The organism is Nonomuraea sp. NPDC005501 (assembly GCF_040605905.1).
GTDB lineage: Bacteria > Actinomycetota > Actinomycetes > Streptosporangiales > Streptosporangiaceae > Nonomuraea.
On the sequence record NZ_JBEXDT010000006.1, the window covers coordinates 1 to 14,779 of the forward strand.

Genomic DNA, 14,779 nt, shown 5'->3' on the forward strand with positions numbered 1-14,779 from the left:
GCGCCGGTACGCCGGGGCGCCCTCGGCGGCGGCGTACAGCGTCGCGCCCAGCGACCACAGGTCGGACTCGGGCCGCGCGGGCTCGCCGTTGAGCCGCTCGGGCGGCATGTACGCGGGCGTGCCCACGAGCCCGCCGGTGGCGGTCAGCCCCGGCTCCGCCTCCAGCGTGGCGATGCCGAAGTCGGTCAGCACCACCCGGCCGTCGTCGGCGAGCAGCACGTTCTCCGGCTTGACGTCGCGGTGCAGGACGCCGGTCGCGTGGGCGGCGCGCAGCGCGCCGAGCACCCGCTCGCCGATGAGCGCCACCTGCTCGACCGGCAGCGGCCCCCGCTCGCCGATCGCCTGCGCCAGCGACCGGGACGGGACGAGCTGCATCACGATCCACGGCCGCCCGTCCTCCTCGACGACGTCGTGGATCACCACCACCGACGGGTGGTCGAGGCGCCCCGCCGCCCGCGCCTCCCGGATGGTGCGGCGGTTGAGGTCGGCCCGCTGGGCGTCGCCGACACCGGTGTAACGCACCTCCTTGACCGCCACCGTGCGGTCGAGGAGCCGGTCGTGGGCGCGCCAGACCACGCCCATGCCGCCCTCGCCGAGCGGCTCGATGAGGCGGTACCGCCCGCCGACCTCCCTGTCCACGCGACGCACCCTACTTGGCTGGCTTGAAGGTGGCGCAGAACCCCTCGAAGAAGTGGTAATCGGCCTTCCAGTGACTCTTCAGGGTGTGCCAGTAGATGGCGTAGGCGCGCCCGTTGTCGGTGACGAAGCCGCGGTTGCGGACCCGGGTCTTGCCCGTGTTGGTGTTCCAGGTGAAGTCCCAGTCGGCCGCGGCCTTCTGGAAGTCCACCTTCTTGATGTCGAGCTTCTTGTAGCCGCCGAAGTTGTTCTTGAGGACGGGCTCCTGCTTCTTCCAGTCCTTGTACGGGTCCGTGCCGGGCTTCTCCGCCTCCTCGATCATGAGGTACGCGTTGGAGGCGCCGCCCGGGCCCTTGAACTTGACCTGCCGGCCGCCGCGGTCCCACACGTCCCAGCCCTTGGGCAGCCCGACGGAGAAGCCCAGCTTCTTGTCCTTGTACATCTTCCAGCCCTCGGGCAGCGCGTCGGCCGGGTCGGACGCCTTGGGAGAGGGCGACGAGGTGGGTGTCGGCGAGGTCGTGGCGCTGGGTGTCTCGGACGGGGACGCCGACGGGGACCCGGAGGCCGGGGGCGCGGTGCTCGCCGGGGGCGTCGCCGGCGCGGAGCCCGTGCCGGGGTCGCCGCTCTTGGGGCCGGTGGCGGGTTCGCTCACCGAGGCGGTGGACCCGCCGTCCTCGGTGTCGTCGGGAACCGAGCTCAGGCCGAGGTAGCCGCCCACGCCCGCGACGAGGACGACGACGGCCGCGGCCGCGATGACGGGGCCGAGCCTGCGGCCGCCCTCCGCGCGCGACGACGAGATCGTGGGCTCCTCCGCCTGCTCCGGCTCGGAGCTCGCCGCGGTGATCCGCACACCCGTCTCCGGCAGGTCCGGCTCACGGCCTGGGCCGCCGGACCCCGCGCCACCCGAGCCGGACGCCCGATCACGGGGTGTGGGCGTGGGCGGCGCCGCGGCAGGACCCTCCGGCACGGCCAGGTTCGGGTCGGTCGGCATGTCGTCCTCGACCGGAGCCTGCGGCTGGACCGGGGGGACCTGGCGCGAGAAACGGCCAGCGGTGCGGCGCCGGGGCCGCGCGTCCGGATCGGCGTCGCGGCTGCCCGGCCCTGCCGGCGGCTGGACCGGCAGCTGCGCGGTCGCCGCGGGCATGCGCGCGGTCTGCGCCGGGGCGGGAGGCTGCTGCGGGACCGGGGGAGTGGAGACCTGGCGCAGCATCCGCGCCGTCTCCTCGTACGTGGGCCGCTGGACCGGCTCCTTGGCGAGCAGGCGGTCGATCACCTCGGCCAGCGGACCGGCGTGCGGAGCGGGGTCCGGCGGGTCGGTGAGGACGGCGTGCATGGTGGCCAGCGCCATGCCGCGCTCGTGCGGCGAGCGGCCCTCCACGGCCGTGTAGAGCGTCGCGCCGAGCGACCACAGGTCGGACTCGCGCCGCGCGGGCAGGCCCTTGAGCCGCTCGGGCGCGATGAACGCCGGAGTGCCGGCCAGGCCGGTCATCGTGAGCTGCGTCTCGGTCTCCAGCGTGGCGATGCCGAAGTCGGTCAGCACGACCCTGCCGTCGTCGGCGAGCAGCACGTTCTCCGGCTTGACGTCGCGGTGCAGCACGCCCGCCTCGTGGGCCCGGTGCAGCGCCTCCAGCACGGCCAGGCCGATCTCGGCGACCCGCCGGGGCTTCAGCGGCCCGTCCTGCTTGATCACCGCGCCGAGCGAGCGCGACTCGACGAGCTGCATGACGATCCAGGGACGGTCGTCCTCCTCGATCACGTCGTGAACGACGATCACGTTGGGGTGCTCGAACCTGGCAGCCGCCCTGGCCTCACGCATTGTGCGCCGGTTGAGGAGCTGCACCTCGTCGCCCAGTGCGGCGGCGTAGCGGACCTCCTTGACGGCGACCTCCCGGTCCAGGAGCTCGTCATACGCCCGCCACACGATCCCCATGCCGCCCTTGCCGATGGGTTCCTGCAACTGGTACCGGCCGGCGATGCGGCGTCCATCCCGTTTACGATCCGACATCAACGGCCTCAAACCCTCCCTCTAGGCCAAGAAATACTCCCATAGCCAGGGATCAACGGCGACTCGCCTGAAGGACAGTCCGTCATGTGAGAACGGGAGTCCAGCAGGTGGAGAGCGGGTGTAGGGTTCCGGACATGACTTGTCGCCACGCGTTTACCGAGCCGGCTCCGGGAGAGCCGGTCGTGAGCTAGCGACCGCCTGGAGTCGGCACAGGCAGAGACGCCTCGTCTCTGCCTTTTTCGTTTCGCCGGCTCCGGCGAGCCGGCCCTGCATGAGGAGCCGAGATGTCATCGACCTTGGAGCACCGCGTGGTCGCGCTGGGCGGGACCCGCGTGGGCGCCGGGCCCGCCGTGGTGGTCGCCGGCCGGATCAGCCTACGTGCCCGTCCCGCCGTTTCCGGCGGCCCGGCGCCGTCCTTCCAGGAGGCGGTCGCGGCGGCCCGATGGCGGGGAGAACGGCAGGGTGACCAGTGGGGTGAACGGCCGGGGAGCCGTGGGGGAGAGGCGCCGCCGGGGCGGGAGGCCCGGGTTCCCCTGGTCGAGCCGGCGGACGCCGGCGACCTGCCCGCCATCGCGGAGCGCGCGGACGGCGTGGTGGTCGGCGCCTCCTGGACCCGCGACATCCCCCTCGTGCGCGCGGCGGCGGCCCTCGGCATGCCCGTCGTGGTGGAGCGGCGGCCCTCGGCGTCGCTGGAGGAGTGGCTCGCGCTGGCCGACTACTGCGCGCTGGAGGGCAGCGGCGAGGTGATCCTGTGCGAGGGGGGCCGGCTGGACCTGGGGCTGCTGCGGGCGGCCCGGGAGGCGTCGGGGCGCCCGGTGCTGGCGGACGTGACGGGCGCGCCCAGCCTGTCGGCGGCGGCGGTCGCGGCGGGGGCGGACGGGCTCGTCCTCGGCGGTCTCCCCGCGGCGCCGGACCCGTCCGCGCCGGGTGTCGTGGACGCGGAGGAGTTGCGGGCCGCGGGGGAGGCGGTGACGCTCGTGGGGGCGCTCCTGCGGCCCGAGGCGCCCGCCACGCTGCCGGAGTGCCGGGAGGCGATCGACCGGGTGGACGCGGCCCTGGCGACGCTCCTGGAGCGGCGTGCCGCGCTGGCCGGCGTCGTGCAGACGCTCAAGCCGGTCGGCGGCTTCGCGGGTCGCGACCCGGAGCGCGAGCGGTCGCTGGTCGCGCGGATGGCCCGCCGCGCCCCCGGACTGGGCGAGGAGCGGCTGGCGGCCGTCATGAACGCGGTCATCGAGGCGGGCCTCCACCTGGCCGAGGAGCGCCGCCGCCCGTGACGACCCGGCCCGCGACGAGGCCGGGCCGGTGCGGCCGGGTCAGGGGCGGGTGAGGACGAGGTTGTTCATCGGGCGGCCCGGGCCCGTGACGATCTGGCGGTCGACCAGCTCGGCGAGGCGCCGGTAGCCCTCGCCCGTCGGGTGGAAGCTGCGGCTGTCCACCCGCAGCTCCTTCACGTGCACGATGAGCCGGTTGAGGTACGGCCGGGCGGTGCCCGCCTCGTGGCCGTCGAACGCGTCGTAGGCGTCCACGAACTCCACGCTCCCCGGCCCGCCGAACGCGGCGACGGCCCGGTCGAGACCCAGCGCCGCCTCCCGCATGACGTCGTTCAGCCGGCGGGTGACGCCGTTGAGCCAGAGCTGGTCCTCGGGACCGAGGTTGTCCACCCGGTCGGCCGGGCGGGCCGGGAACGGCCTCGGGTAGCCGAGCACGACGATCCGGGCCCGCGGCGCTCTGACGCGCAGCTCCCGCAGCACCCCGAGCAGGCTCTCCCGCAGCCCGGCGACCCGCCGGGCCACCTCGCCGTCCTGGTCCACGCACGCCGACGACCAGGGCAGCTTGACGATGCACGCGGTCAGCACGCGGGCGAACCCGGCGTCGTTGCCGCCGATGGTGACCGTCACCAGGCTGGTCGAGGGGTCCACCCGGGCGACCTGGGGGCGCTGCCCGTACTGGCCGCGGAGGAGCTGGCCGGTGGTGGCGCCGCTGCACGCCCAGAACCCCGCGCCGCCGCCGAAGCGGTGGGCGCCCGCGACCAGCGGCACGTACGAGCCCTGCGCGCGGTGGCAGCGGGCCGCGCCCTCCCCGGCCGGCTCGCCGCCCGGGCCCCCGGCGTTCCCGCCGGGCTCGGCCGGGGCGTACACGCCCTCGCCGGAGGAGTACGAGTCGCCCAGGCCCGCGTAGGAGCCGCTCAGCGCGACCTGCACGGCCGTCAGCCGGGTCGCCCGCGGCAGGCTGCCCGCCGGTGGCGCCGTGGCGGGACAGCCCGCCTGGAGCGCCGCGCAGGCGAGCCGCTCGTACACCCCGAGCGACAGCCCCGCGACGGCCAGCAGCGCGCCGAGGACCGCGGCCGCGACCATGGAGGCGAGGGGAACGGCGGGGACGGTGCGGGCGATGCGGACGTTGCTGCGCCTCTCCAGCCCGGCCTCCCCGAACGCGACGACCCCACGCCGGTCCGGACGCATCGGTCGTAACACCCCGTTCCGCCGGCCCGCACGAGCAGCGTAACCCGCGCCGCGCGCCGCGGCACGCCCGCGAACGGAAGCCTGGCGCAGGGGTAGGCGGGCTGTCGGCGGGGAGTACTGAAGTCGGAGCGCGGAACATCTGACGGGAGGCGCCGCTCCATGCCGTCCAGCGACTCGTTCGTCCATCTGCACGTGCACACCGAGTACTCCATGCTCGACGGGGCCGCGCGGCTGAAGCAGATCTTCGAGCGGGTCGGCGAGCTGGGCATGCCCGCGATCGCGATCACCGACCACGGCAACATGCACGGCGCCCACGACTTCTACACGCAGGCGACCGCGGCGGGCGTCAAACCGGTCCTCGGCATCGAGGCATATGTGGCGCCGGAGCTGCGCCACGGCAAGGAGCCGGTCCTGTGGGGCGAGCCGTACCAGAGGAAGGACGACGTCTCCGCGGGCGGCCACTACACCCACATGACCATCTGGGCGCGCGACAGGACCGGCCTGCACAACCTCATGAAGCTCAGCTCGCGCGCCTACACCGAGGGCTTCGTCCGCAAGTGGCCGCGGATGGACGCGGAGCTCCTCGCCGAGCACGCCGGCGGTCTGATGGCCACCACCGGCTGCCCCGCCGGCGAGGTGCAGACCAGGCTCAGGCTGGGCCAGTACGACGAGGCGCTGAAGGCCGCCGCGAAGTACCAGGAGATCTTCGGCAAGGACGGCTTCTTCCTGGAGATCATGGACCACGGCCTCGACATCGAGCGCCGGGTCCGTGACGGGCTGACCCGCATCAGCCGCGACCTGGACATCCCGCCGCTGGTCACCAACGACTCCCACTACACCTACGCGTCCGAGGCCGCGTCCCACGACGCCCTCCTGTGCGTCCGGACGGGCAAGCGCCTGTCCGACCCCGACCGGTTCCGGTTCGACGGCAGCGGCTACTCCATCAGGTCCGCCGCCGAGATGCGCGCCGTCGACTCCTCCGAGCTGTGGGCCGAGGGCTGCCGCAACACGCTGCTGGTGGCCGAGAAGGTCGATCCGGCCGGGTTCTTCGCGGTCAAGAATTTGATGCCGGCCTTCCCCGTCCCCGACGGGATGACGGAGGAGGCGTATTTCCGGCAGGAGGTCCGCAAGGGCCTGGAGCGCCGCTTCCCCGGCGGCGTGGACGGGGAGCACCGCGCCCGGGCGGAGAAGGAACTCGGCGTCATCCTCCGGATGGGCTTCCCGAGCTACTTCCTCGTGGTCGCCGACGTCACCATGTGGGCCAAGGACAACGGCATCCGCGTCGGCCCCGGCCGGGGCTCGGCGGCCGGCTCCCTGGTGGCCTACGCGCTGGGCATCACCGACCTCGACCCCATCCCGCACGGCCTGATCTTCGAGCGCTTCCTCAACCCCGAGCGCGTCTCCATGCCCGACGTCGACGTCGACTTCGACGAGCGCCGGCGGGCCGACGTGATCCGGTACGTGACCGAGAAGTGGGGCGCCGGCAAGGTCGCCATGATCGTCACGTTCGGCACCATCAAGGCGAAGGCCGCCGTCAAGGACGCCGGTCGCGTCCTCGGCCACCCCTACGCGCTCGGCGACCGCGTGTCCAAGGCGTTCCCTCCGGCGGTGATGGGCAGGGACATCCCGCTGTCGGGCATCTTCGACAAGGACCACCCGCGGTACGCCGAGGCCGGCGAGCTGCGCAGGCTCTACGAGGAGGAGGCCGAGGTCAAGGCGACGATCGACCTCGGCAGGGGCCTGGAGGGCCTGATCCGGCAGACCGGCGTGCACGCCGCCGGCGTCATCATGTCGGCCGAGGCGCTGACCGACCACATTCCGATCATGCGCCGCGACTCCGACGGCGCGATCGTCACGCAGTTCGACCATCCGACCTGCGAGACGCTCGGCCTGCTGAAGATGGACTTCCTGGGCCTGCGCAACCTCACGGTGATCGACGACTGCCTCAAGGCCGTCCAGGCCACCACCGGGGAGCGGATCGAGCTGCTCGACCTGCCGCTCGACGACGTCAGGACGTACGAGCTGCTGGCGCGCGGCGACACGCTCGGCGTCTTCCAGCTCGACGGCGGCGGCATGCGCACGCTCATGCGGCTGATGCGCCCCGACGGCTTCGAGGACATCTCCGCCGCCCTCGCGCTCCACCGCCCCGGCCCGATGGGCGCCGGCTCGCACACCAACTACGCGCTGCGCAAGAACGGCGTGCAGGAGATCGTCCCGATCCACCCCGAGCTGGAGGAGCCGCTCAGGGACATCCTCGACACGACCTACGGCCTGATCGTCTATCAGGAGCAGGTCATGGCCATCGCGCAGAAGGTCGCCGGCTACTCGCCGGGCGGCGCCGACCTGCTGCGCCGCGCCATGGGCAAGAAGAAGAAGTCGGAGCTGGACCGGCAGTACGAGTCCTTCGAGAAGGGCATGCGGGACGACGGCTTCTCGGCCGCCGCCGTCAAGGCCCTGTGGGCCGTCCTGCTGCCGTTCTCCGACTACGCCTTCAACAAGGCGCACACCGCCGGCTACGGCCTCGTCGCCTACTGGACCGCCTACCTGAAGGCCAACCACCCGGCCGCGTACATGGCGGCGCTGCTGACCAGCGTCAAGGACGACAAGGACAAGTCGGCCCTCTACCTTCACGAGTGCCGCCGCATGGGCATCAAGGTGTTCCCGCCGGACGTCAACGACTCCGACTTCGACTTCACCCCGCGCGGCGCCGGCATCCGCTTCGGCCTGTCGGCGGTGCGCAACGTCGGCGGCGACGTCGTGGACGGCATCATCGCCGTGCGCGAGGAGAAGGGCCGCTTCGCCGACTTCAAGGACTTCCTGCGCGCGGTGCCCGCGATCGTCCGCAACAAGCGGGTGATCGAGTCGCTGATCAAGGCGGGCGCGTTCGACTCGTTCGGGCACGCGCGCAAGGGCCTGGTCATGGTGCACGAGCAGGCCGTCGACGCGATCGTCGGCATCAAGCGGAACGAGGCCGCCGGGCAGGATCCCCTGTTCGGCGCGGCCGGCGGCGAGGATCGGACGCTCGACGTGCGGATCCCGGTGGGCGAGTGGGACAAGAACACGCTCCTGCGGTTCGAGCGGGAGATGCTCGGCCTGTACGTGTCGGACCACCCGCTGTCCGGCGTGGAGCACGTCCTGGCCTCCGGCGCCGACTGCACGATCGCCGCCCTGCAGGACGAGAGCCGGTCCGACGGGCAGATCGTCACCGTGGGCGGCATCCTCAGCGGCCTCCAGCGGAAGCTCACCAAGAGGGGCGACACCTGGGTGCTGACCCGGCTGGAGGACCTCGGAGGCTCGATCGAGGTCATGATCTTCCCGTCGGCCTACCGGCTCTGCTCGACGATCCTGGCCGAGGACGCGATCGTCCTCGTCAAGGGCCGCATCGACCGGCGTGAGGACGTCGCCAAGCTCGTCGCCATGGAGGTGACGGCGCCCGACCTCACCCGGGAGGGCCCGCTGCTGGTCAGTCTGCCGCTCGACCGGTGCACGCCGCCGGTCGTGGCCCGGTTGAAGGAGATCCTCGCCACCCACCCCGGCACCTCCGAGGTGCGCCTCCAGGTGCGCGACGGTCCGAGGACGACGGTCATGCGGGTGGCGGACCGGCTGCGGGTGACGCGGTCACCGGCCCTGACGGGCGAGCTCAAGGAGCTGCTGGGGCCGGCCTGCCTCGGCGGCTGACCCCCGCGCCAGAGGCGGCGGGAGGGCAGGAGCTGACGGAACCGCGGCGGCGAGTCGGTGAGGCTCGCCGTGGTCCGCCGGTGGCGGGGTGGGGCAGGATCGGAGGGTGACCGAACTGCACTACCTCACCGCCGCCGAGATGGCCAGGCTGGTCCGCGCCCGGCAGGTGAGCGCCGTCGAGCTGCTCCAGGCGTGCCTCGACCGGATCGAGCAGGTCAACCCCCGGGTGAACGCCGTCGTCACCCTGGCCGCAGAGCAGGCCATGGACGCCGCCAAGGCGGCCGACGCGACCGAGCCGCGGGGTCCGCTGCACGGCGTCCCGGTGGCGCACAAGGACCTGGTCGACACGGCCGGCATCCGCACCACGTACGGCTCGCCCCACTACGCCGGCCACGTGCCCGGCGCCGACGACCTGATCGTGCGCCGGCTCCGGCACGCCGGCGCGATCACCGTGGGCAAGACCAACACCCCCGAGTTCGGCACCGGCTCCCACACGGTCAACGAGGTGTTCGGCGCCACCCGCAACCCGTACGACCTGTCCCGCTCGGCGGGCGGCAGCAGCGGTGGCGCGGCGGCGGCGCTGGCCGCCGGGATGGTGCCGCTCGCCGACGGCTCCGACATGGGCGGCTCCCTGCGCAACCCGGCCTCGTTCTGCAACGTCGTGGGGCTGCGGCCCACCCCCGGCCGGGTGCCCGAACCCTCCGACGTGGCGGCCTGGTACACGCTGGCGGTCCAGGGGCCGATGGCGCGCACGGTCGGCGACGTGACGCTGATGATGTCGGCCATCGCCGGGTTCGACCCGCGCTCGCCGTTCGCGATCATGGAGAGGTTCGCCCCGGACCCGGAGGAGGGCGTCGCCGGGCTGCGGGTGGCCTGGAGCCCCGACCTGGGCGGCCTGCCGGTGGACCCGGCGACGGCGGCGGTCACGGCGACCGCGCCCGCCGTGTTCGAGCGGCTGGGGGCGCGGGTGGAGCGGGTGGAGCTGGACCTGTCCGACGCCGAGGACGCCTTCCGCGTGTACCGGGCCTGGTACTACGCCCTGGCGTTCGGCGAGCTGACCGGACTCGGCCCGAACACGAGCTGGAACGTCGAGCGGGGACGGCAGGTCACCGGCGCCGACCTGGCCCGCGCCGAGCGGCTGCGCAGCGGTCTCTACCAGCGCATGGCCGGCTTCTTCGACACCTACGACGTGCTCATCGCGCCGGTCAGCCAGGTGCCGCCGTTCCCGGTCGAGGAGCCGTACGTCAGGCGGATCGACGGTGTGGAGATGCCCGACTACCTGGCCTGGATGCGCTCGGCGTACTGGATCAGCGTGCTGCACGCGCCGGCCGCGTCCGTCCCGGCCGGCTTCACCGAGGACGGGCTGCCGGTGGGCGTGCAGATCGTCGGGCGGCCGTTCGCCGACGCCCAGGTGCTGCGCGTGGCCGCCGCGTTCGAGCGGGCGACCGGGTACGGCCTGCGCCGCCCGCCCCTGTGAACGCCACCGGCGGCCGCCTCAGCCGCCGAGCCCGTACGGGGTGCGCAGGGGCGACTCGCGGTAGCCGTGCATGCCCTCCATCAGGCCGAAGATCGCCACCGCGCACAGCGGCCAGGCCACCAGCACGCCCCTGGCGGTCAGCCGGAGCGACCCCGCGACCACCTGCGCCCCCGGCACGGCGGCGGCCTCCACGGTCACCGCTCCGAGCGTGAAGGTCGAGCCCACCCACAACGTCACGAACGCCGCCAGCACCCCGCCGGCGCACAGCGCGAGCAGCACGGGAAGCTGGACGCGGCGGCTGAGGAACCAACCGGCCGCGCCGCAGAGCACTCCCAGCCCGCCCGTGACGACCGCGAACCAGCCGTCGGCGGCGATCAGCGCCTGCGTGGTCGGGTCGGCCAGGATCGGCCCCTGCCTCGTCACCTCGTACGGGGCGCGCGGGGAGAGCGCCGACCACAGCAGCCCGGCGAGTACGGCGAGCCCGGCGAGGGCGAGGACGGTGACCGCGAACGCCCGCACTTGCCTCGCCACGCGATTCCCCCTCAGCCGTGCTCGCGAAAGCCGTGCTCCCGAGATTCGGGCTCCCGAGATTCGGGCTCCCGAAAGTCGGGCTCCCGAAACTCGGGCTCCTGAACCGGATCACCGGAACAGGTTGATGGTATCTCCCGGTTAGGCTCACTTCGTGAATCATGACGAGGTCTGGCTGATCGATCCTTCCGGCCCGCTGCGCGGGGACGTGGAGGTGCGCGGCTCCAAGAACGCGGTCTCCAAGCACATGGTCGCCGCCATGCTGGGCGACGGCGAGAGCACGATCCAGAACGCCCCGGAGGTGGGCGAGGTCGGCATCACCGCGGCCATGCTGGAGTCCCTCGGCATCCATGTGGAGATCACCGAGAAGGAGATCCGCGTCGCGCCGGGCGCCGAGATCCGGCCGCGCGTGCCGGACGCGTTCACCGGGCTGAACCGCATCCCGATCCTCATGCTCGGCCCGTTGCTGCACCTGGCCGGTGAGGCGTTCGTGCCGCTGGTCGGCGGCGACCCCATCGGGCGGCGGCCGGTCAACTTCCACGTCGAGGCGCTGCGCGCGATGGGCGCCGAGGTCGAGGTGGGCGACGGCGGCATCTTCGCCAAGGCCAAGCGGCTGCGCGGCACCCGCCTGGAGCTGCCGTACCCGAGCGTGGGCGCCACCGAGACGATCCTCATGTCGGCCGTGCTGGCCGAGGGCAAGACCGTGGTGAAGAACGCCGCCATGGAGCCGGAGGTCGTGGAGCTGGCCCTGTTCCTGCAGCGGATGGGCGCCCGGATCGAGCTCTCGCCGGACCGCCGGATCGTCATCGAGGGCGTCGAGCGGCTGCGCGGCGCGTCGATCTGGCTGGCCGGCGACCGCATCGAGGCGTTCTCGTACCTGGCGGCGGGGCTGATCACCGGGGGAGAGGTGCGGGTGCACGGCTGCCCGCAGGACCGGCTGGTCACGGCGATCACCACGCTCGCCCGGATGGGCGCCCGCTTCGACATCAACGACGAGTACCTGTGCGCCACCGCGCCGCCCGAGGGGCTGCGCTCGGCGGCCGTGCAGACCGACACCCATCCGGGCTTCATGACCGACTGGCAGACGCCGCTCATGGTGCTGTTCACGCAGAGTCAGGGCATGTCGGTGCTGCACGAGACGGTCTTCGAGAACCGCCTGGTGTACGTGCCGGCCCTGCAGCGGATGGGCTGCGAGATCGAGGTGTTCGACCAGTGCCTCGGCGGCCCCGCCTGCCGCTACCACGACACCAACGCCCGGCACTCGGCGGTCGTGCGCGGCGTGTCCAAGCTCACGGGCGCCGACGTGACGCTGCCCGACATCCGGGCGGGCTTCTCCGCGGTGCTGGCCGCGGCCGTGGCCGACGGGACGTCCACGTTGCGCGGCGTGCATCACATCGTGCGCGGTTACCACAAGCCGTTCGAGCAGTTCGTGTCGCTGGGTCTGAACATCCGCCGCGAACAGTAAAGGTGTCGGCTCCCCGGGTTTGCCGAGGAGCCGGTCGCCGCAGATCGTGTGCGTGAGAGTGTTGCGATGCGTGAGCGCGCTGGGGCTCGTGGGAGCGCTCTGCGGGGTGCTGGCCGCCTCCCTGGTCGCCCCCGCCGTCAGCGGTGCGGGGCTCGCCGCCAAGAGCGTCGCGCACACGTTCGTGGACCTGCCGCCGGCGCCGCGCGAGGAGCCGCTGTCCCAGGTGACCCGGCTGCTGGACCGCAACGGCAAGCCGTTCGCGCAGTTCTACCAGGCCAACCGGCGGGCGGTGCCGCTCTCCCGGGTGGCCCCCGTGATGCGCCAGGCCATCGTCGCGATCGAGGACGCCCGCTTCTACGAGCACGGCGGCCTGGACGTGCGCGGCACGCTCCGGGCGCTGCTCACCAACACCCAGGCGGGCGGCATCCGGCAGGGCGGCTCCTCGCTCACCCAGCAGCTCGTGAAGAACATCCTGGTCGAGAGCGCCAGGACGGACGACGAGCGCGACCGGGCGCGGGCGCCCAACCTCAGCCGCAAGATCACCGAGCTGCGCCTGGCGCTGGCGATGGAGCAGAAGTACAGCAAGGACCAGATCCTGGAGAGGTACCTGAACATCGCCTACTTCGGCGCCGGCGCGCACGGCGTGGAGGCGGCGGCCAGGCGGTTCTTCTCCACCACGGCCGCGGACCTCACCCTGGCGCAGGCGGCCACGCTGGCCGGCGCGGTCCGCATGCCGTACTCCACCGACCCGTCGATCGGCGCGGCGCAGCGGGCGCGGCTGAAGGAGCGGCGCGACCTCGTGCTCGACCGGATGGCGGAGCTGCGCATGGTGGACGCGCGGGCGGCCGCCGCCGCCAAGGCGACCCCGCTCGACATCCAGCTGCGGCCCGAGCCCGGCGGCTGCGCGCAGAGCGCGTACCCGTTCTACTGCCTGTACGTTCAGCAGGAGATGCTCACCAACGTGGCGTTCGGCGCCACCGCGGCGGAGCGGCGCTCCCGGCTCGCCACCGGCGGGCTGGTGATCAGGACGGCGCTGGACCCGGTGGCGCAGCGGGCGGCCGAGCGGGCGATCCGCGCGCGGGTGAGCCCGAGGGACACCGAGGTGGCCGCCGAGGCCATGGTGGAGCCGGGCACGGGGCGGATCCGGGCGATGGCGGCCAGCAAGGACTTCGGCCGCAACCCCGGTGACCACAAGAACGGGTTGCGGACGACGTTCAACCTGGTGGCCGACATGGCGCACGGCGGGGGAATGGGGCTGCAGGCCGGCTCCACGTTCAAGGCGTTCACGCTGGCGACCGCGCTCCAGCAGGGATGGCGCTTCGACCAGGGCTACGAGACGCCGGGCGTGCTCGTGCCGTCGCAGGGCTACCGCGACTGCCGCGGCCGGCCCGTGAACGCGCCCGGCGTGCGGGTGCACAACGCCAGCGGGGAGGGCGAGGGCGGCCCGTACAGCCTGTCCACCGGCACGTGGAAGTCGGTCAACATCTTCTACATGATGCTGGAGCGCAAGGTCGGTCTGTGCAACGTGGTGCGGACCGCCAAGGCCCTCGGCATCACCCGGGCCGACGGCCGGCCGCTGCGCGAGGTGCCGACGTTCACGCTGGGCGTCAACGAGATGGACCCGGTGACGGTGGCGGCGGCGTTCGCGGCGTTCGCGGCGCGCGGCAGGTACTGCCGCCCGCAGGCCATCGTGGAGATCGCGGGCCGTGACGGGCGGAGCACCCGCGTGCGGCCCACCTGCGAGCAGGCGCTCGACCGCAAGGTGGCCGACGCCGTCAACCACGTGCTTCAGGGCGTGTTCGACAAGGGCACGATGACCGGGCAGGGCATCGGCCGCCCGGCCGCCGGCAAGACGGGCACGAACAACGGCTACACCTCGGCCTGGTTCGCCGGCTACACCCCGGACCTGGCGGCGGCGGTCAGCGTAGGGGACATCCGGGGTTCCTACCGGTTCCCGCTGCAGAATGTGGAGATCGGCGGCCAGTACTACGGGTCGGTCCAGGGGGCGTCGCTGCCGGGGCCGATCTGGGTGGACTCGATGGAGTCGGCCCTGCGCGACACCCCACCCGGCGACTTCCACGGTCCTGACATGTCACGCTTCGGCGGTGGTTTCACGCCGGGGCTGAAGGAGGCCGAGGAGGCGGAGAAGATGCGGGCCATGGTCCGCAGGCAGCGTCAATGGCTGCGGTGGGCGCGCCGCAACGGCCACCTGCTGTGGCCGCCCGGCACGAACGTGCTCGGCGAGCAGAGGCCGGACGGCCGCCCGCACCGGCCGGGCCGGTCGGGAAACGTCCCCGTGCGGCCGGGCCGGTCGGGAAACGTCCCCGTGCGGCCGGGCCGGTCGGGAACCGTCCCCGTGCGGCCGGGCGGGACGGGAAACGTCCCCGTGCGGCCGGGCGGGACCCGAAACGTCCCCGTGCGGCCGGGGCGGACGGGGACCGTGCCCGTCAGGCCGGGGGCCGCCGTTCCCGGGGCGCCGGTGCCCCCGCCCGCTCCCGGCTCCGGGGCGGGGACCGTACCGAGGTAGGAAA

General features: G+C 73.3%; 9 protein-coding genes and 2 pseudogenes. 6 read left to right on the forward strand and 5 right to left on the reverse strand.

All coding sequences use genetic code 11. The annotated features are described in order from the left end of the window. Both ABZS51_RS05635 and ABZS51_RS05640 read right to left on the reverse strand, forming a co-directional pair. Positions 1–639, reverse strand: a 639-nt coding sequence (locus ABZS51_RS05635) for a serine/threonine-protein kinase (protein WP_355436823.1), incomplete at its 3' end; no start/stop codon positions are given. 10 nt (positions 640–649) lie between these two features. Further along, positions 650–2,641 carry a protein kinase gene (locus ABZS51_RS05640; RefSeq protein WP_355436825.1) on the reverse strand — a complete coding sequence of 664 codons (1,992 nt, stop codon included), beginning with the start codon at positions 2,639–2,641 and terminating at the stop codon, positions 650–652. Positions 2,642–2,925: 284 nt separating this feature from the next. Here ABZS51_RS05640 and ABZS51_RS05645 point away from each other — a divergent pair. Further along, a pseudogene (locus tag ABZS51_RS05645) lies at positions 2,926–3,393 on the forward strand (3-deoxy-D-arabinoheptulosonate-7-phosphate synthase); the annotation flags it as partial. A 225-nt stretch (positions 3,394–3,618) separates the two neighbouring features. Further along, positions 3,619–3,915, forward strand: a complete 297-nt coding sequence (locus ABZS51_RS05650) for a chorismate mutase (RefSeq protein ID WP_310709493.1) — start codon at positions 3,619–3,621, stop codon at positions 3,913–3,915. A 39-nt stretch (positions 3,916–3,954) separates the two neighbouring features. On the opposite strand, the gene ABZS51_RS05655 is transcribed toward ABZS51_RS05650, so the two are convergent. Then, positions 3,955–5,100: an SGNH/GDSL hydrolase family protein gene (locus ABZS51_RS05655; protein ID WP_355436828.1), complete on the reverse strand. Its 1,146-nt coding sequence runs from the start codon at positions 5,098–5,100 to the stop codon at positions 3,955–3,957. A gap of 159 nt (positions 5,101–5,259) precedes the next feature. Between ABZS51_RS05655 and dnaE the strand changes: the two genes are divergently transcribed. Both dnaE and ABZS51_RS05665 read left to right on the forward strand, forming a co-directional pair. Continuing rightward, positions 5,260–8,778 (forward strand): DNA polymerase III subunit alpha, encoded by a 3,519-nt coding sequence (gene dnaE, locus ABZS51_RS05660; RefSeq protein WP_355436831.1) that lies wholly within the window; start codon positions 5,260–5,262, stop codon positions 8,776–8,778. A 106-nt stretch (positions 8,779–8,884) separates the two neighbouring features. Next, positions 8,885–10,255, forward strand: a complete 1,371-nt coding sequence (locus ABZS51_RS05665) for an amidase (RefSeq protein ID WP_355436834.1) — start codon at positions 8,885–8,887, stop codon at positions 10,253–10,255. Between the two features lie 18 nt (positions 10,256–10,273). Here the strand turns inward: ABZS51_RS05665 and ABZS51_RS05670 are convergent, their stop codons facing one another. Next, the gene (locus ABZS51_RS05670) at positions 10,274–10,786 is read right to left on the reverse strand and encodes a hypothetical protein (protein WP_355436837.1); all 513 of its coding nucleotides are present in this window, start codon (positions 10,784–10,786) and stop codon (positions 10,274–10,276) included. Positions 10,787–10,804: 18 nt separating this feature from the next. Continuing rightward, positions 10,805–10,876 (reverse strand): annotated as a pseudogene (locus ABZS51_RS05675) (pentapeptide repeat-containing protein); the annotation flags it as partial. A 61-nt stretch (positions 10,877–10,937) separates the two neighbouring features. On the opposite strand from ABZS51_RS05675, the gene murA reads away from it, so the two are divergent. Both murA and ABZS51_RS05685 read left to right on the forward strand, forming a co-directional pair. Then, a complete protein-coding gene (gene murA / locus ABZS51_RS05680; RefSeq protein WP_310709302.1) occupies positions 10,938–12,248 on the forward strand; it encodes a UDP-N-acetylglucosamine 1-carboxyvinyltransferase in 1,311 nt (436 codons plus the stop codon). A 70-nt stretch (positions 12,249–12,318) separates the two neighbouring features. Continuing rightward, positions 12,319–14,775, forward strand: a complete 2,457-nt coding sequence (locus ABZS51_RS05685) for a transglycosylase domain-containing protein (protein ID WP_355436841.1) — start codon at positions 12,319–12,321, stop codon at positions 14,773–14,775. The last annotated feature ends 4 nt before the right edge of the window (positions 14,776–14,779 follow it).